At 65.3% G+C, this 16,610-nt stretch carries 13 protein-coding genes; 4 read left to right on the top strand and 9 right to left on the bottom strand.

The window, feature by feature from the left end:
• Window position 1: 1 nt before the first annotated feature.
• A complete protein-coding gene (locus tag RAD15_RS01785; RefSeq protein ID WP_458173782.1) occupies window positions 2-1,441 on the bottom strand; it encodes an FAD-binding oxidoreductase in 1,440 nt (479 codons plus the stop codon).
• 25 nt (window positions 1,442-1,466) lie between these two features.
• Window positions 1,467-2,357: a dihydrodipicolinate synthase family protein gene (locus RAD15_RS01780; protein ID WP_458174973.1), complete on the bottom strand. Its 891-nt coding sequence runs from the start codon at window positions 2,355-2,357 to the stop codon at window positions 1,467-1,469.
• A gap of 148 nt (window positions 2,358-2,505) precedes the next feature.
• On the opposite strand from RAD15_RS01780, the gene RAD15_RS01775 reads away from it, so the two are divergent.
• The gene (locus RAD15_RS01775) at window positions 2,506-3,357 is read left to right on the top strand and encodes an IclR family transcriptional regulator (RefSeq protein ID WP_458173780.1); all 852 of its coding nucleotides are present in this window, start codon (window positions 2,506-2,508) and stop codon (window positions 3,355-3,357) included.
• Window positions 3,358-3,372: 15 nt separating this feature from the next.
• On the opposite strand, the gene rnz is transcribed toward RAD15_RS01775, so the two are convergent.
• From rnz to RAD15_RS01755, 4 genes are read right to left on the bottom strand one after another with little or no spacing between them, the layout of a single operon-like run.
• On the bottom strand, window positions 3,373-4,275 hold the full coding sequence (gene rnz, locus RAD15_RS01770) for a ribonuclease Z (RefSeq protein WP_458173778.1): 903 nt from the start codon (window positions 4,273-4,275) through the stop codon (window positions 3,373-3,375).
• 52 nt (window positions 4,276-4,327) lie between these two features.
• A complete protein-coding gene (locus tag RAD15_RS01765) occupies window positions 4,328-5,311 on the bottom strand; it encodes an antibiotic biosynthesis monooxygenase (protein WP_458173776.1) in 984 nt (327 codons plus the stop codon).
• A gap of 14 nt (window positions 5,312-5,325) precedes the next feature.
• A complete protein-coding gene (guaD, locus tag RAD15_RS01760) occupies window positions 5,326-6,723 on the bottom strand; it encodes a guanine deaminase (protein ID WP_458173774.1) in 1,398 nt (465 codons plus the stop codon).
• 15 nt (window positions 6,724-6,738) lie between these two features.
• Window positions 6,739-7,956 carry a multidrug effflux MFS transporter gene (locus tag RAD15_RS01755; protein ID WP_458173772.1) on the bottom strand — a complete coding sequence of 406 codons (1,218 nt, stop codon included), beginning with the start codon at window positions 7,954-7,956 and terminating at the stop codon, window positions 6,739-6,741.
• A 518-nt stretch (window positions 7,957-8,474) separates the two neighbouring features.
• On the opposite strand from RAD15_RS01755, the gene RAD15_RS01750 reads away from it, so the two are divergent.
• Window positions 8,475-9,959: an amidase gene (locus RAD15_RS01750; protein WP_458173769.1), complete on the top strand. Its 1,485-nt coding sequence runs from the start codon at window positions 8,475-8,477 to the stop codon at window positions 9,957-9,959.
• 12 nt (window positions 9,960-9,971) lie between these two features.
• On the opposite strand, the gene RAD15_RS01745 is transcribed toward RAD15_RS01750, so the two are convergent.
• Window positions 9,972-10,577 carry a TetR/AcrR family transcriptional regulator gene (locus RAD15_RS01745; protein ID WP_458173766.1) on the bottom strand — a complete coding sequence of 202 codons (606 nt, stop codon included), beginning with the start codon at window positions 10,575-10,577 and terminating at the stop codon, window positions 9,972-9,974.
• Window positions 10,578-10,778: 201 nt separating this feature from the next.
• Between RAD15_RS01745 and RAD15_RS01740 the strand changes: the two genes are divergently transcribed.
• Window positions 10,779-12,020 carry an efflux RND transporter periplasmic adaptor subunit gene (locus tag RAD15_RS01740; protein WP_458173764.1) on the top strand — a complete coding sequence of 414 codons (1,242 nt, stop codon included), beginning with the start codon at window positions 10,779-10,781 and terminating at the stop codon, window positions 12,018-12,020.
• Between the two features lie 161 nt (window positions 12,021-12,181).
• On the top strand, window positions 12,182-15,382 hold the full coding sequence (locus RAD15_RS01735) for an efflux RND transporter permease subunit (protein ID WP_458173762.1): 3,201 nt from the start codon (window positions 12,182-12,184) through the stop codon (window positions 15,380-15,382).
• On the opposite strand, the gene RAD15_RS01730 is transcribed toward RAD15_RS01735, so the two are convergent.
• Window positions 15,379-16,107, bottom strand: coding sequence for a sulfite exporter TauE/SafE family protein (locus tag RAD15_RS01730; protein WP_458173760.1), 729 nt, complete (start codon window positions 16,105-16,107; stop codon window positions 15,379-15,381). The two genes, RAD15_RS01735 and RAD15_RS01730, sit on opposite strands and share 4 nt — an antisense overlap.
• A 186-nt stretch (window positions 16,108-16,293) precedes the next feature.
• Window positions 16,294-16,551: a hypothetical protein gene (locus tag RAD15_RS01725; RefSeq protein ID WP_458173757.1), complete on the bottom strand. Its 258-nt coding sequence runs from the start codon at window positions 16,549-16,551 to the stop codon at window positions 16,294-16,296.
• Window positions 16,552-16,610 lie beyond the last annotated feature (59 nt).

Raw genomic sequence — 16,610 nt, 5'->3', positions numbered from 1 at the left:
GTCATGCCGCTCCCGCACCAAAGATCTTGCCGGGATTCATCAGGCCCTTCGGATCGAGCAGTTGCTTGATATCGCGCATCAGTTCGATATCGAGCGGATCGGTGACGCGGGCGAGCCGGCCGCGATTGGTAATGCCGATGCCGTGCTCGGCACTGATGGCCCCGCCCTGCGCCGCGGTCTCGTCGTCGACGATCTCATTGATTTGCGCCACGAGCCTGGCCGTCGCCTCCGGATCCTGGCAATGCACCCGGTCGATCAGGGCCACCACGTGGATGTTGCCGTCGCCGATATGACCGTGCATCACGACGCGCGCCTGCGGGACTGCCGCCTTGATCCGGGCTTCGACATTGTTGACGAAGGCGGCCTGACGCTCCAGCGGCACCACGCTGTCATGCGACACGACGTAGCCGCTGCGCTTGTTGCCTTCGGACACGCTGTGCCTGACAGCCCAGATCGCCTTGGCCTGCGCAAGGTTGGACGCCAGGATCACGTCCTCGGCGAGCCCGGCCTCCATCGCCTCCGCGAGCACCGTGGCGAGTGGTTCATCGAGGTCGACGCCGGCGAGCGTGTCGGTCAGCTCGACGATCAGATACCACGGCGTCGTCAACTCGAACGGAATCGTGACATGCGGCACGGTCTCCGCGATCGCCTCGATCTGCGAGCGCGACATGATCTCGAGACTGCCGAGCCGGTCGCCGACCACACCGCGCAGGCGCTGCATGATCTCGAGCGCTTGCTCGACGCTTTGCAACTTCAGCAGCGCCAGCGCGGAGCTGCGCGGCGGCGCGAACAGTTTCAGCACCGCCGCGGTGACGATGCCGAGCGTACCCTCCGCGCCGATGAAAAGCTGCTTGAGCGCGTAACCGGTGTTGTCCTTGCGCAGCGCGCGCAGGCCGTTGAACACGCGCCCGTCGGGCAGCACGACCTCCAGCCCGAGCACGAGATCGCGTGTCGGACCGTAGCGCAACACGGCAGTGCCGCCGGCATTGGTCGAGATGTTGCCGCCGATCTGGCAGGAACCCTCGGCGCCCAGGCTCAAGGGAAAATAGCGATCGACGTCCCGCGCCGCATTCTGCACCTCTGCGAGGATGCAGCCGGCCTCGACCGTGATCGTATTGGCGAGCGGGCTGATATCTCGCACGGCCCGCATGCGATCGAGCCGGATCACGACATTGCCCGCACGATCGTCCGGCGTCGCGGCCCCGCACATGCCGGTGTTGCCACCTTGCGGCACGATCGCGAGCTGCCTTGCCGCGCAGAATTTGACGACGGCGGCGACCTCGGCGGTTGCGCCGGGCTTCACCACGGCGGCCGCGCGGCCGTGATAGCGCCCGCGCCAGTCCACCACATAGGGCTCCTGGTCAGGCCCGGACGCGATGACGTGCTTGTCGCCGACGATGTCAGCGAGCCCGGCCAATGCATCCTGGAAGGAGTCGGACATCGGCGCCTCGTTGTCCCCGCCGGATCTAGGCGACGGCCGCGAATGCAGCGGCATTCGCAAGCAGCTCTTTCACCTGGGCCGTCGGCAAGGACTCCAGCGGCGGCCGCAGACGCTGCCATCCGGCATGCTTGGTGCGCTCGGCAACCAGCGTCTTCAGCGACGCCATCTGCGGAAAGCGCGAGACCAGTTCGCGTGCCTTGACGATGCGCGCCTGCGCGGCCTTGAGCGCCACATCATCATCGCTGTCGCCAAAGTGCTTGTAGACATAGGCAAGGTCGCGCGCGACGAGATTGGAGGTCGCGGTGATGCAGCCGGCGCCGCCCTTGCGCAGCAGGGGCAGCAGCAACGGATCCGCGCCGACAAGAACCGAAAAGCCGGGGAAACGTTCGACCATCGCCGTCATGTTGGCGAAGTCGCCGGAGGAATCCTTGATGCCGGTGAACGTCGCCGGATAAGCCGTTCGCAGCCGCTCGATCAGCGCATGCGAGATCGGCTGCGCCGACATCTGCGGGATGTGATAGAGCACGACCTTGAGCCTGGCATCGCCGATGCGCTGCACGACTTCGCTATAGGATGCGAAGATACCGTCGTCGGTGACACCCTTGTAGTAGAACGGCGGCAGCATCACCACGGTATCGACGCCGACCGACAGCGCGTGGCGCGTCAGAGCGATGGTCTCGCTGAGCGCGGCAACACCGGTGCCCGGCAGAAGCCGCTGCGGCGCGATGCCGGCGGCGACCACCGCCTCCAGCAGCGCGGTGCGCTCGGCGGACGAGAACGAGTTCGCCTCGCCTGTCGTGCCGAGCAGCGCAATGCCGTCACAGCCTTCGTCGAGCAGATAGCGGCAATGCGCGACGAAGCGCGCATGATCGGGGGCGAGCTCGGCGTCGAGCGGGGTCAACGCGGCGGAGAACACGCCATGAGGGTGCAAAGATTGGGGGTGCAGCGATGATGTCGACAAACTTCCTCCGATCGTCAAATCGATGTTGTTCGGAATGCGAACATTTGTTATTGGATTGCTCTGTCGTAAAATCAGCATGCCGCCACGTCAAGGGCGACATGTCATGGCGAGGCATTCGGGCATGGCCAAGGTCGAAAAGAAGGCCACAAAACGCATATCGGAAACGGCTGCGAAAAATCCCAAGAATTACGTCGCCTCCGTCGGCAAGGCGTTCGCCGTGCTCCAGAGTTTCACCAGCGAGGCCTTTGAGCTCACCCTGAGTGAGATTGCCGCACGGGCCGATCTCGATCGTGGGACGGCGTTCCGGCTGATCCAGACCCTGATCGAGCTCGGCTATCTCCAGGCGGTTCCGCAGAGCCGCCGGTTCCGCCTCGGGGTTGCCTGTCTCGACCTCGGCTACACCGTGCTGTCGCATGGATCGCTCCGGCCGATCGTCGAGCCGCTGCTGCGCGATCTCGTGCCTGACGTCGGCGATGCGGCTTCGCTCGGCATTCTCGACGGCGGCGACGTCGTCTATCTCGCGCGTATCGGCGCGGGCCTCGACCGCCACAAGATGGATCGCCGGCCGGGCACGCGCATCCCCGCCTACAGCGCCGCGCTCGGCCATGTCATGCTGGCGCATCTGGCGCGCGACGAGCAGATCGTGCGCTTGGAATCGCGCCCCCGCGTCAAACTGTCGGAGCGAACGCTGACCGATCTCGATGCCCTGCTCACCCGGCTCGATCAGGTCAAGAAGAAGGGCCACGCCGTTTCCGACGGCGAGAACGCCTACGGCCTGCGCACGCTGGCAACGCCGATCTTCGACGCCCAGGGCGTTGTGATCGGAGGATTGAGCGTGACCGTCGATGCGATGCGCATGGACATGCCCACTTTTCGCGACCAGGCGCTTCCAAGGCTGATGCAGGCGACAAGCAAGGTACAGGACCTCGCGATCAAATCGGGATTGACGCGCTAGCAGCCGTCGCGACGGCTAGATGGCGATGCGATCGAAATCGGCTGCAATCCGCGTGTTCGGAAAGACCGCTGTCGCTTCGACCAATATCTCGTCGTCCCGATAACGTCCCGACATATGGACCAGCAAAAGCTGGCCAACGTTGTTTGCGGCCGCAAACGCTGCCGCCTCTGCCGCGGTGAGATGGCCGTAGTCCCGCGCGGTCGCAGCGTCGCGATCGAGGAAGGTCGCCTCGATCACCAGCAGGTCGGCATCAGCGACATGGTCGGACAGCCCATCGGTGGTCTCGGTGTCGCCGATCACGACGAGCTTCCTGCCGCCGCTCGGCGGCCCCAGAACGTCTTCCGGATCGATCGTGCGATCGTCGATCACGACCGATCGTCCCGCGGCCAGTTCTCCGCGCATGGGGCCATCAGGCACGCCAAGGGCCGAAAGACGATCAGACAGAAGATGGCGACGTGCGGGAGTTCTAAAGGCGAAGCCAAAGCTGTCGGTGTCGCGATGACGGACCGGGAAACAATCGATGGTGAAGTCGCCGGCATCGATGACCTGTCCTTCGGCGAGCGACGCGAATTCCACAGGGATCGGCGCCCTGCCCGCGCCCCACAGGCCCGCAAGCATGCGGACGACGATGTCAAGCGTGCCTGCGCCGCCATGAATGGTCATCATTTCGGCGCTCTGCCGCAGACCCAGTGTCGAGAAGAGACCGGGAATGCCGAGCACGTGATCGAGATGACCGTGCGTCAGCAGGATGCGGTCGAGCCGCCGGAAGCCGGCGCCGCTGCGCAGCAGCTGGCGCTGCGTGCCCTCACCGCAATCGACCAGGATGCGTTGGCCCGCGGCCTCCACGAGGAGAGCCGGATGATTGCGTTCCGCCGAGGGAACGCTGGCCGAGGTCCCGAGAAATGTCAGGGCGAACATGGTCGTCACGAGTCCAGCAGGTCCGGAAGCCGCCTTCAAGCGGCCGACGGCCTCACCGCCCCCAATGCCACGCGAGCAGCAGCGCGTACAGGCCCATCGACGCCGCATAGAGCGCTGCAAGCAGCGCGTAGCCGGCAATCTGGCGGCCAAGCCCCGCCTTCGGCGTGACCCACCAGTCGAGTGCCTTGAATGCGGCGGGCACCAGCCACCAGCCGAGCAGCTGGGTGCTCACGAGATTGCCGACGAACAGCGACAGCCAGACCGGCACGCCATGGCTGTCGATCAGCGGCCTGCTGATGAAATAGCCCCAGAGGTAGACCACGGGATAAAGCACCAGGAGGACGATGAGGTTGCTCTTCCAGATCAGGCTAGGGCCTTGCTCCGGCGCCTGGGCCTTGCCGGCCGGAAACCAGAAATTGAAGCCGTAGCTCGCCCGCTTCACGTTCATGCCGGCGTTGAAGCGCGCGCCCTCCTTGAGCAGCATCTGCCGCATCGGCGAGTCCAGCCATGCATTGAGGTTGGCATCGCTGTCGAATGACAGGATGACGATCCATTCGTCGTGCAGGCCCGGAATCGGCCGCTCGATCTTGTGGCGCAGGAACCCCTTGAACTCGGCCTCGGCGGCCTGGATGCGCTGCTGCCATTTCAGGAACGCATCCTCGAGCCCCTCGGGGACCTTGAAGGAGATGACGGCGGAGACCGCGCTGTCGCGCTGGACGCCGGTGTCGGGCAGGATATGGACGTCCTCCGAACCGACGAAGAAACGCTGCACCTCTGCAATGAGCCGCGCCCTCACATCGCTCTGAAGCCAGGCACGTGCCGCGGCCGGGCTCGCGAAACGCACGATGGTCACCCAGTCCACATGCGCGGGCGGCTGCGGCGGCACCACCTCCTGGCTGAGGAAGCCGGGCCAGGCCTTGAGCGCCTCGCCGACCTCGCCGTTCCACCGCGCGAACGCGGCAAAGCCATCGTCCGCGATGCGGCGCTGGATGACGAGGGCGACCGGCTGGCCGGCTGTCTCCGGAGATGTGCTCATCGTCGCGGTCCGCTTCAGCCCTTCTTGTAGAGACGCTTGCCCATCACCCAGGTCTCGTCGACGCAGCGATCGTCACCGACCATCATGACGGCGAACAGCATGCTCGCGGCCTCGTCCATCGTGCGCGGGCCGGCGCCGTCGGCGATCAGCGACTGGTGCCACGCTTGCGCGATCTGCCCGCCGTTCGGATCGAGCGCGACGAAGTCAGCCTCCTTGCCCGGCTCGAAGTTGCCGAGCTTGTCGTCGATGTAGAGGCCCTCGGCGCCGCCGAGCGTGATCGACCAGAAGCCGCGGTAGGGCGAAAGCTTGTTGCGCTCGGCCTCGGCGAGATCCTTGCGCACGGGGTCGATGCTGCCGTCGAGCAGCGTGTTGTTGCACATGCCGACCTTGTAGGCGTCGTCGAGCACGGAGATCATCGAGAAGCGGTTGCCGCCGCCGACGTCGGTGCCGAACGACATCTTCACCCGATGCTCCGGATCGGTGGCGCGGCCGAGGCGGAACAGGCCGCTGCCGAGGAACAGGTTCGAGCACGGGCAGAACACCACCGCCGCGCCCTTCTTCGACATGCGGCGGAATTCGTTGTTGGAGAGATAGACGCCGTGGCCGCCGGAGAACTTCGGCCCGACCAGGTCGAACTTCTCGTAGACGCCGAGATAGTCCTGGCAATCCGGATGCTCGACCAGCACGCCGCTGCATTCGGCCGGATTCTCGGAGATGTGGGTGTTGACCCAGCAATCAGGATGCTCGTGCTTGAGGCGCTGGCAGGCCTTGAGCAGCTCAGGCGAAGCACCGAAGGCGAAGCGCGGCGTGATGGCGTAGAGATTGCGGCCCTTGTTGTGATACTGCGCGATCAGCCGCTTGCTGTCGCGGTAGAAATTCTCGGGCGTATCGATGAAATCGGCCGGCGCGTTGCGATCGATGCCGGTGAGGCCCGCGATGACGCGCATGTTGCGGCGGGCCGCTTCCTCGAACAGTTCCTCGGTTGAAACAGGCGAGGAGCTGGTGAAGGCCTGGCAGGTGGTGGTGCCGGACGCCAGCAGCGCGTCGAGGAAACGCTTGACGCCCTCGCGCGCGTAGTTGCGATCCCGGTATTTCAGCTCTTCCGGATAGACCCACTTCTGGAGCCACGGCAGGAGCTGCTCGCCATAGGCCCCTAACACGCGGGTCTGCGGCAAATGGATGTGGCCGTCGATGAAGCCGGGAACGATGATGCGGTCCTTGATATGCGATATCTCGACGCCGGGATGCGCGGCAGCGATTTTCTCGTAAGCGCCAAACGCCTTGATGACGCCGTCGGTGACGACCATGAGGCCGTCCTGATGAAAGCGCGCCGCCGCCTGCTCATTGCCGACATGCTTCCAGGGATCATCGACGAAATCGAAGAACGTGCCGCGAATACCGACGGTGGTCATGAGCTTGTTCCTTCCTTAGGTCTGTGCGGCCTGGCGCGCCGCGGGCAGCGAGATCGCAAGCAGCAGACCTGCGATGGCGCAGAGGCCGAGATAGAGAAATCCGATTGGCGCCTGTGTCTCTTCGGGCAGCACCGCCGCGATCGCCATGGCGCCGCTCACGGCGAGATAGCAGAGCGCGCTGATGAGGCCGCCGATCAGGCCGTGGTCGCGTTCGAACAGGCCGAGCCCCATGCCGTACATCATCGGACACAGCACGCCGCAGCCGCCGAGCACCAGCGCACCACCGATCGTGATCGACGCAAAATCGAGACGGAGAATCATGCCGGTCGCAGCCAGAACCACGGAGCCAGCGAGAAACAACGCGAAGGCGCCGAAGCCCATCACCCGGGCCGGCATGAAGTGCGCGAAATGCGCACAGCCGAGCTCGCCGGCGAGATTGACGCCACCAAGGCCGAGCGCAACGAGACCGTAGATGGCAGCCGAATAGCCGAGGCCGGTCTGGTAGAAGAACGGTGCGACGACGCCGAACGCCAGCTGTGCACTCGCCGCGGCGGCAAACACCAGCACGAAGGCGAGGAAACCCGGGCGGACCAGCGCATCGCGCAAGATACCGGCGGTGCGGCGCGGATCGAACGGCGCGCGCCGATCAGCCGGCAACGTCTCGGGCAGAAGACATACGACGATCGCAGCGACGATGGCCGCGGCGATGGCGATGATGACGAAGACACCGCGCCAGGACGTCAGTTCGACGATGAAACCGCCGGCCGCCGGCGCAAGCACGGGCGCGAGCCCCCAGGCCGCTCCCAGCAATCCGGAGATCGCAGTCAGCTCACGCCCGCGAAAACAGTCGGCCGCGACCGCATAGGCGACGACGAGGCAGGTGCAGCCGCCGACGCCTTGCAGGAAGCGCAGCGCCAGCAGCAGCGAGGCGCTGGTCGCGAGCGCACAGGCGATGCTCATCGCGATGAGCACCGACAGCCCCGCGAGCAGGACGTTGCGGCGGCCGAGCGTATCGGAGGCGATGCCGACCGGCACCAGCGCCAGGCTCATGCCGAGCATGTAGGCGGTGACGGTGTTCTGCATCGATGCGGAATCGGTTGCGAGGTCCACCACCATCTGCGGCAGGCCCGGCGTGTAGGCGTCGAGCGGGATCTGGCTGAACGGCACGACGCACAACAGGATCGGCACGATCCCACCCCTGGCGCGACCGGCGTCCGAAGCAAGTGCAGTCATGGCTCACGCCCCCTCGATGCCCGCGGGTCCCATCTTTACGTGCGCGCAATGAGAGGCGACGATGCAGGTTGCGGGTCTTGACGCGCGGAACGTGCCAGAACTGTGTGTAAAAACTCTTAGGAGTTCTGGTTCAATGCGGACGGCTGATGGCTCTGGTTCCCGCTACCTGCGGGATGGTCAAACAAGAAGCGCGAAAACAACCCCATGCACAGTACAAATCATTGAGGAATTTCGTCCGGCATGGGTCGCGCGCCCGCCAGCGAGGACGTTTGACACGTCGGGCAAAACAGGCGCAGAATGGCGACATCGAAAATTCCGAATTCTCCGCTGACCATTAACCGTTCCGAAGGCATGACGGCTTTGAATCCCGGCCACGCCTCACCATCGGCAGCATCGGCCAGCAGGCTTGGTTCCCGATGCGCCGCCTCCTATCTCGCTCCCACGATTGCATGTTCGATAGCCGGGTCGGATATCAGCCGACAGCGTCGACATGGCGATGAGATACAAGGAAGCTCTCGATGACGGCAGCTGCCGCTGACCTGAACTACGGCTCGATCAGCGCACTTCTTGGCGTCCTGCAGGCGCGCAAAGTGTCTGCGTCGGAATTGCTCGAACACACCATCGCGCGCATCGAGGCGCTGGACGGGCGGATCAACGCGATCATCGTTCGCGATTTCGATCGCGCGAGAGACGCCGCGCGCGCCGCTGACGCTGCGCTCGGCCGCGGCGAGCGGTTGCCGTTGCTCGGCATTCCCGTGACCCTCAAGGAACCGTTCAACGTCGCCGGCCTGCGGACGACGTGGGGCTTCCCGCATTTCAGGGATTTTCAACCGACGGAAGACGCCCTTGTCGTCTCGCGGCTGAAGGCGGCGGGCGCCGTCATCATCGGCAAGACCAATATCCCGATCGGCTTGCGGGATTTCCAGAGCTACAACGAGATCCACGGGACGACGAACAACCCGTGGGACCTCGGCCGGTCGCCCGGTGGCTCCTCGGGCGGGTCGGGCGCGGCGCTGGCCGCGGGATTCGGTCCGCTCTCGATCGGCTCGGATATCGGCGGCTCGATCCGAGTCCCTGCGCATTTCTGCGGCGTGTTCGGACACAAGCCGAGCCTCGGCCTGGTCCCGCTGCGCGGATACAGCCTGCCGCCGGCCCCGCCCGTTCCCGGCCAGGGCGATCTGGCGGTGGTCGGGCCGATGGCGCGCACCGCCGCGGATCTTGCCTTGTCGCTCGACGTGATCGCCGGCCCCGACGAGACGCGTGACGGCATCGGTTATCGCCTTGCGCTGCCAGCTCCACGGCATGACCAGCTCAGGGATTTCAGGATTCTCGTGATCGATACGCACCCGCTGATGCCGACGGGTGACGCCGTGCGTTCAGCCATCGGGCGATTGGCGGAGCGGCTCGAACGATCGGGCGCACGAGTTGCGCGCGCGAGTGCGGCGCTGCCTGACCTTGCCGACTCCGCACGGCTCTACATGAGACTGTTGAACGCAGCGAGAAGTCCGCGCCTGACGCCGGCCGCCCTCGCAGAGGCGCAAGGACTTGCCGCGGCACTTGCGCCCGACGACCGCAGCCTGCAGGCCGAACGCGCGCGGAGCTGGGGCATGATCCATCGTGAGTGGCTCGCGGCTGATGCTGCCCGGCTGCAACTGCAACAGAAGTGGCATCTGCTGTTCCGCGACTTCGACGCGGTGATCTACCCGGCCGCAGCCGTGCCGGCGTTTCCACATGACCATTCCGAACCGTTCGACTTGCGGCAGCTCGACATCGATGGCAAGCTCTACAACTACTCCGATGCGTGCTTCATCTGGGCCGACCCCGCTTCGACCTGCGGACTGCCGGCGACCGCCGTTCCGATCGAGCGAACGGCTTCGGGCTTGCCGATTGGCGTTCAGATCATCGGGCCGTATCTGGAGGACCGCACGACAATCGCGCTGGCCGGACTGATCGAATGCGAGTTTGGCGGCTTCGTCCCGCCGCCGGCGCTGTCTGCAAAGTAGTCTGCAGGATAGCTACGCTCTGTCGGCCGACTGCGCCTCGACCGCCTGCACGGCGACGATCGCCACCTGCCGCAGCGCCTCGCGATCCGCGCCCGACGACGCCATCACGCCCATGCCGACCGCGACGGCCGAGACGTAGCGCGCGAGCGCGGCGGGATCGGCGCTCGGCTTGAGATCGCCTTCGGCCTTGGCGCGGATGAAACGGTCGCGGAGCTGGTCCTCGTTCTGGGCGCGACGGGCGGCGAGTTCGAAGGGGACGTTCTCCGAGCCAGTGCCGCAGGCGATGCCGCCCTGCACGAGCAGACAGCCGGGCGGATTGGCGGGATCGGTCTGCTTCTCGGCGATGCCCATCAGCATCCGCTCGGCGACCTCGCGTGCGGTGGAGGCCGCGACCACCTCGTCCATCCAGACGCCGCGCAATTTGGTGTAGCGATCGAGCGCGGCTTTCAGCAGGCCTTCCTTGTTGCCGAAGCAGGCGTAGAGACTGGGCGGATTGATGCCCATGGCCTCGGTAAGCTGGGCGATGGTGGCACCCTCATAGCCATGGCGCCAAAACACTTCCATCGCCTGGTCCAACGCCGTTTCGGCGTCGAATTCGCGGGGGCGTCCCATGCCCATGTGCCTCTCTCCTCGGAATTCGCGTTCTGCTGGAAGCTTAACGTCAAATCCTATCTATTTGTTCTAGCTTTATTTTCTTAGTCAGCTCCCAATTCTTGCGGTAAGGGGCTACAATTTTCTTAGTGAATGGTACATAAGTATCTTGCGCTGCGATAACCAGCTCCACATCTGTAGTGAACACTACATATCTGGAGCGCGCAAATGCCCCCCTCCCTAAATCCCGACCGTACCGGCCGCTTCCGCCGCCTTCTCGGCGGCGTCGCCATCGTGGGCGCCCTCGCTGTCGCCGGCTCGATCGCGACCGGCCACTATTTTCGTGCAGCGCAGGCGACCGCAACGGCCGCGGCAGCCGAGCAGGCCGTCCCTGTCACGGTCGCGCTGATCGAACCCAAGCAGACCGTGCTGTGGGACGATTTCTCCGGCCGGCTCGAAGCCATCCAGCGCGTCGAGCTTCGCCCGCGCGTGGCCGGCGCGATCCTTGCGACCAACTTCATCGAGGGCGCGCTGGTGAAGGCCGGCGACGTCCTGTTCAAGATCGATCCGGCGCCTTACGCCGCCGAGGTCGACAAGGCTGCGGCCCAGCTCGAAGCCGCCAAGGCGCGCGTCGTGTTCACCCAGAGCGAGCTCGAGCGCGGCGCGCAGCTCGTCGGCAACGCCGTGGTGACGCGGCGCGACTACGACCAGCGCGACAACGCCAATCGCGAAGCGGTTGCGAACGTGAAGGCGGCCGAGGCAACGCTCCAGACCGCAAAGCTCAATCTCGACTACACCGAGGTGCGCGCGCCCGTGGACGGCCGCGTCGGCAAGATCGAGATCACCGTCGGCAATCTCGTCGCCGCCGGCACCGCCTCCCCGGTGCTGACCTCGCTGGTCTCGGTCAATCCGATCTATGCCTCGTTCGACGCGGATGAGGAAGTGGTGCTGCGCGCGCTGAACTCGATCGCAGATAGCTCCGGCAAACGCGGCAAGCTCGACCAGATCCCGGTTGAGATGGCGACATCGGGCGGTCTCTCGGCCAGGGGCCACATCCAGCTCATCGACAACCAGGTCAATGGCCAGAGCGGCACCATCCGCGTCCGCGCGGTGTTTGGGAACGAGGACGGGCGTCTCATCCCCGGCCAGTTCGCCCGCGTGCGCATGGGCCAGCCGAAGCAGCAGACGCTGGTGATGATCGACGAGCGCGCGATCGGCACCGACCAGGACAAGAAGTTCGTGATGGCGGTCGGCGACGACAGCCGCGCAGTCTACCGGCCGATCACGCTTGGCGGCGCGGTCGACGGGCTTCGCATCGTCACCGCGGGCCTGAAGCCCGGCGACCGCATCGTCGTCAACGGCTTGCAGCGCGTGCGTCCCGGCGCCCTCCTCAAGACGGAGGTCGCGGCAATGGGCGCGCGCGGGCAGCAGGCATCGAACCACAGCAACCAGGACGTGGTGCAACGCTGACACCTTCTGTCATTCCGGGGCGCGCGTAGCACGAACCCGGGATCTCGAGGTTACGAAACTTCGAGCACATCACCTCTGGATTCCGGGTTCGCGCTTCGCGCGCCCCGGAATGACGGCGGAGCTGTGCCGGGACACACAGAATATTGCCCAGGGGCAAAGCCATGAATCTTTCAAAGTTCTTCATCGATCGTCCGATTTTCGCCGGCGTGCTGTCGGTGCTGATTTTCCTCGCGGGGCTGATCTCGCTGTTTGCGATGCCGATCTCGGAATATCCCGATGTCGTGCCGCCCTCGGTGCTGGTGCGCGCGTCCTATCCTGGGGCCAATCCCAAGGTGATCGCGGAGACGGTGGCTACTCCAATCGAGGAGCAGATCAACGGCGTCGAAGGCATGCTGTACATGTCGAGCCAGGCGACCACCGACGGCGCCATGACGCTGACGGTGACCTTCCGGCTCGGCACCGACCCCGACAAGGCGACGCAGCTGGTGCAGAACCGCGTGCAGCAGGCCGAGCCGCGCCTGCCGGCCGTGGTGCGCCAGCTCGGCATCATCACCAAGAAGTCCTCGCCCGACCTCACCATGGTCGTGCATCTGCTGTCGCCGAACGGCCGCTACGACATGACGTATTTGCGCAATTACGCCGTGCTCAATGTCAAGGACCGCCTCGCACGGATCGACGGCGTCGGCGACGTCCAGCTTTATGGCGCCGGCGACTATTCGATGCGGGTGTGGGTCGATCCGCAGAAGGCGGCCGAGCACGGCCTGACCGCCAGCGACATCGTCAAGGCGATCCAGGCGCAAAACGTCGAGGCCGCCGCCGGCGTCGTCGGCTCCTCCCCGAACGTGAAGGGCATCGACCTGCAGCTGTCCGTCAATGCGGAAGGACGTCTCGCCAACGAAGAGCAGTTCGGCGACATCGTGGTCAAGACCGGCACGCGCGGTGAAGTGGTGCGGCTGCGGGACGTCGCCCGCATCGAGCTCGGGGCGTCCGAATACGGCCTGCGCTCGCTGCTCGACAACAAGCAGGCGGTGGCAATCCCGATCTTCCAGGCGCCCGGCTCCAACGCGCTGCAGATCTCCGACCACGTTCGCGCCACCATGGCCGAGATCAAGAAGAACATGCCGGAAGGCGTGTCCTACCAGATCGTCTACGACCCCACCCAGTTCGTGCGCTCCTCGATCGAGGCGGTCATCCACACGCTGCTGGAGGCGATCGCGCTGGTGGTGCTGGTGGTGATCCTGTTCCTCCAGACCTGGCGGGCCTCGATCATTCCGCTGCTGGCGGTGCCGGTGTCGATCGTCGGCACGTTCGCCGTGATGCACGTGTTCGGCTTCTCCATCAACGCGCTCAGCCTGTTCGGCCTCGTGCTCGCCATCGGCATCGTCGTCGACGACGCCATCGTCGTGGTCGAGAACGTCGAGCGCAACATCGAGGCCGGGCTATCGCCGCGCGATGCCACCTATCAGGCGATGCGCGAGGTCTCCGGACCGATCATCGCGATCGCGATGGTGCTGATCGCGGTGTTCGTGCCGCTGGCCTTCATCTCCGGCCTCACCGGGCAGTTCTACAAGCAGTTCGCGCTGACGATCGCGATCTCGACGGTGATCTCGGCGGTCAACTCGCTGACGCTCTCGCCCGCATTATCTGCGTTGCTGCTCAAGGGACACAACGAGCCGAAGGACAAGCTGACGATCATCATGGAAAAGAGCCTTGGCTGGTTCTTCCGCCGCTTCAATCGGGCGTTCACCTACTCGTCGGAGAGCTACAGCGGCACTGTGACCAAGGTAATCTCGGGCAAGGCCGCGGTGATGGGTCTCTATGTGCTGCTGGTCGGCCTCACCGCCCTCCTGTTCCAGCAGGTGCCGAGCGGCTTCGTGCCCGGCCAGGACAAGCAATATCTGGTCGGCTTCTCGCGGCTGCCCGATGGCGCAACGCTTGATCGCACCGAAGAGGTGATCCGCAAGATGAGCGACATCGCGCTGACCCAGCCCGGTGTCGAGAGCTCGGTCGCCTTCCCGGGCTTGTCGATCTCGGGCTTCACCAACTCGTCGAACGCCGGCATCGTGTTCTCGACGCTGAAGCCGTTCGACGAGCGCAAGGGTCCGGCCCTGAGCGGAAACGCCATCGCGGCCGACCTCAACAAGAAATACTCCGGCATCCAGGAGGCCTTCATCGCCATGTTCCCGCCGCCGCCGGTCAACGGCCTCGGCACCATCGGCGGCTTCAAGCTGCAGATCGAGGACCGGGCCGGTCTCGGCTATGAGGCACTGAACGAGGCGACGAAGGCGTTCATGGCGGCGATGCAGAAGGCGCCGGAGATCGCCGGCGTGTTCTCGAGCTTCCAGGTCAACGTGCCCCAGCTGTTCGCCGACATCGACCGCACCAAGGCGCTGCAGCTCGGCGTACCCGTGACGGAAGTGTTCAACACGCTGCAGATTTACCTGGGGTCCTACTACGTCAACGACTTCAACAAGTTTGGCCGCACCTACTCCGTCTATGTCCAGGCCGACGCGCCGTTCCGCGCCCGCGCCGACGACATCAGGCAATTGAAGGTGCGCTCGTCCTCGGGCGACATGGTGCCGCTGTCGGCGCTGCTCAAGATCCGCCAGAGCGCGGGTCCGGAGCGCGCGATCCGCTACAACGGCTTCCTGTCGTCCGACATCAACGCGGCCGCCGCGCCCGGCTTCTCATCGGGCCAGGCGCAGGAGGCCGCGACGCGGATCGCGGCGGAGACGCTGCCGCCCGGCTTTGCCTTCGAATGGACCGACCTGACCTACCAGGAGTTCATCGCCGGCAATTCCGGCCTCTGGGTGTTCCCGCTGGCGATCCTGCTGGTGTTCCTGGTGCTGGCCGCGCTCTATGAGAGCCTGACCCTGCCGCTGTCGATCATCATGATCGTGCCGATGGGTCTCTTGGCGGCGATGTTCGGCGTCTGGATCTCCAAGGGCGACAACAACGTCTTCACCCAGATCGGCCTGATCGTGCTCGTCGGCCTCTCCGCCAAGAACGCGATCCTGATCGTGGAATTCGCACGCGAGCTCGAATTCGCCGGACGCACGCCGATCCGCGCCGCGATCGAGGCAAGCCGGCTACGTCTTCGCCCGATCCTGATGACGTCGATGGCCTTCATCATGGGCGTCTTGCCGCTGGTGCTCTCGACCGGTGCCGGCTCGGAGATGCGACGCGCGATGGGCGTTGCCGTGTTCTCCGGCATGATCGGCGTCACCGTGTTCGGCCTGTTCCTGACGCCGGTATTCTATGTGCTGCTGCGGACCGTCACCGGCATGAAGCCGCTGGTGCATCACGGCAGCGACACCAGCGCGGCGCCGGTCCAGGGTTCGATCACCAACCCGGGACACTAGATCAGGGAGATCCCCGAGATCAGCAACAGAACGAGCACGGTCTTGCGAAAGACCGTCTCGTTGATGCGGTGAAAGGCGATCACGCCGAGCGCGGAACCGGCGAACAGCGCCGGCAGGCTGACCGCGAGGTCGACGAAGACCTTCGACGACAGATCCTGGTGTCCGACCAGCAGCACGATCGCGAAGACCTGCATCGCCGCGATGAAAGGCTGCACCAGGCCGCGCTGCTCGCTCTTGGGCATGCCGCGCATGTCGCACCAGATCGTCGGGATCGCGCCGGGCATCGCCGTCAGCCCGCCGACGAGCCCTCCTCCGAACCCGATCAGCGCGACCCAGTGCCGGCCGACGGCCTCGCCGGCCGTCACCAGCGTCGGCCGCAGCAGCATGTAGGCCGCATAGAGCGCGACGACGATGCCGAAGCCGCGCCGGAGCAGATGCGTGTCCGTGCTCTGCAACAGCGCCACCGCAATGGGAACGCCGATCAGCCCACCGACGATCAGCATCAGGCTGCCTTCCCAGCGAATGTTGCGCCGGAGCGCCCACAGATTGGTCGCCTGCACGCCGATGCTGCACGCCATCATCAGCGGCACGGCCTCGAGCGGCTGGAACACCCGCAGCAGGATCGCACCCGCTACCGCCGAGAATGCAAAACCCGAGAGCCCCGAGACAAAGGCGCCGGCGAACACGGCAACGCTGAGCAGCATCAGAGTCGTGACATCAGGCACGGACCGTCCTCCGGTCAATCGTAGGGAACTTGCGAAACAGGGACATCGGCGCTCTCCGCGCAAGCGGCCGGCTCGCGCGGGAACGACACATGCATCGCCTGAGCGTGGGACCGCTCCAGCATCGCGAGCCCGACCAGTTGAAGGGTGACGAGCGCCGCCGTCAGCGCGATCGCGACGATGTTGAAATTACGCGCCTTCGAACGTGGGGTGGTCGGCGGCGCGCTCGCACGAATCAGATCCGTAGGCATTTTCTGAAGTATCCTTTTCGTTACTGACCGGAATGATTTCATTCAAAGGCGATGCGTCCTGCGGCTGCTCCAGCAGGTGGCGATAGCGCTGCAGCGCGCGGCGCGCTTCTATCTCGCGCTGCTCGCGGAACATCGCGCCCATGCGCGCGACGATGGCGCGGAACTTGCCAGCCAGGACAGGTGACGCCGTTCGCATGACGATCTCCTCTCAACCTGTGCGAGAGAATGATGGGATTCATTTTCGCGTGCTGTGAG

This window comes from Bradyrhizobium sp. 14AA, assembly GCF_054185205.1.
Note: the sequence above shows the minus strand (reverse complement) of the source record. Positions and strands in the feature narration are given on the sequence as shown.

Excerpts from the sequence above, each read along its gene's own strand:
- RAD15_RS01735 (WP_458173762.1), top strand. The coding sequence starts at position 12,182 with ATGAATCTTTCAAAGTTCTTCATCGATCGTCCGATTTTCGCCGGCGTG.
- RAD15_RS01725 (WP_458173757.1), bottom strand. The coding sequence starts at position 16,551 with ATGCGAACGGCGTCACCTGTCCTGGCTGGCAAGTTCCGCGCCATCGTC.
- RAD15_RS01765 (WP_458173776.1), bottom strand. The coding sequence starts at position 5,311 with ATGAGCACATCTCCGGAGACAGCCGGCCAGCCGGTCGCCCTCGTCATC.
- RAD15_RS01755 (WP_458173772.1), bottom strand. The coding sequence starts at position 7,956 with ATGACTGCACTTGCTTCGGACGCCGGTCGCGCCAGGGGTGGGATCGTG.
- RAD15_RS01740 (WP_458173764.1), top strand. The coding sequence starts at position 10,779 with ATGCCCCCCTCCCTAAATCCCGACCGTACCGGCCGCTTCCGCCGCCTT.
- RAD15_RS01775 (WP_458173780.1), top strand. The coding sequence starts at position 2,506 with ATGGCGAGGCATTCGGGCATGGCCAAGGTCGAAAAGAAGGCCACAAAA.
- guaD (WP_458173774.1), bottom strand. The coding sequence starts at position 6,723 with ATGACCACCGTCGGTATTCGCGGCACGTTCTTCGATTTCGTCGATGAT.
- rnz (WP_458173778.1), bottom strand. The coding sequence starts at position 4,275 with ATGTTCGCCCTGACATTTCTCGGGACCTCGGCCAGCGTTCCCTCGGCG.
- RAD15_RS01750 (WP_458173769.1), top strand. The coding sequence starts at position 8,475 with ATGACGGCAGCTGCCGCTGACCTGAACTACGGCTCGATCAGCGCACTT.
- RAD15_RS01745 (WP_458173766.1), bottom strand. The coding sequence starts at position 10,577 with ATGGGCATGGGACGCCCCCGCGAATTCGACGCCGAAACGGCGTTGGAC.
- RAD15_RS01785 (WP_458173782.1), bottom strand. The coding sequence starts at position 1,441 with ATGTCCGACTCCTTCCAGGATGCATTGGCCGGGCTCGCTGACATCGTC.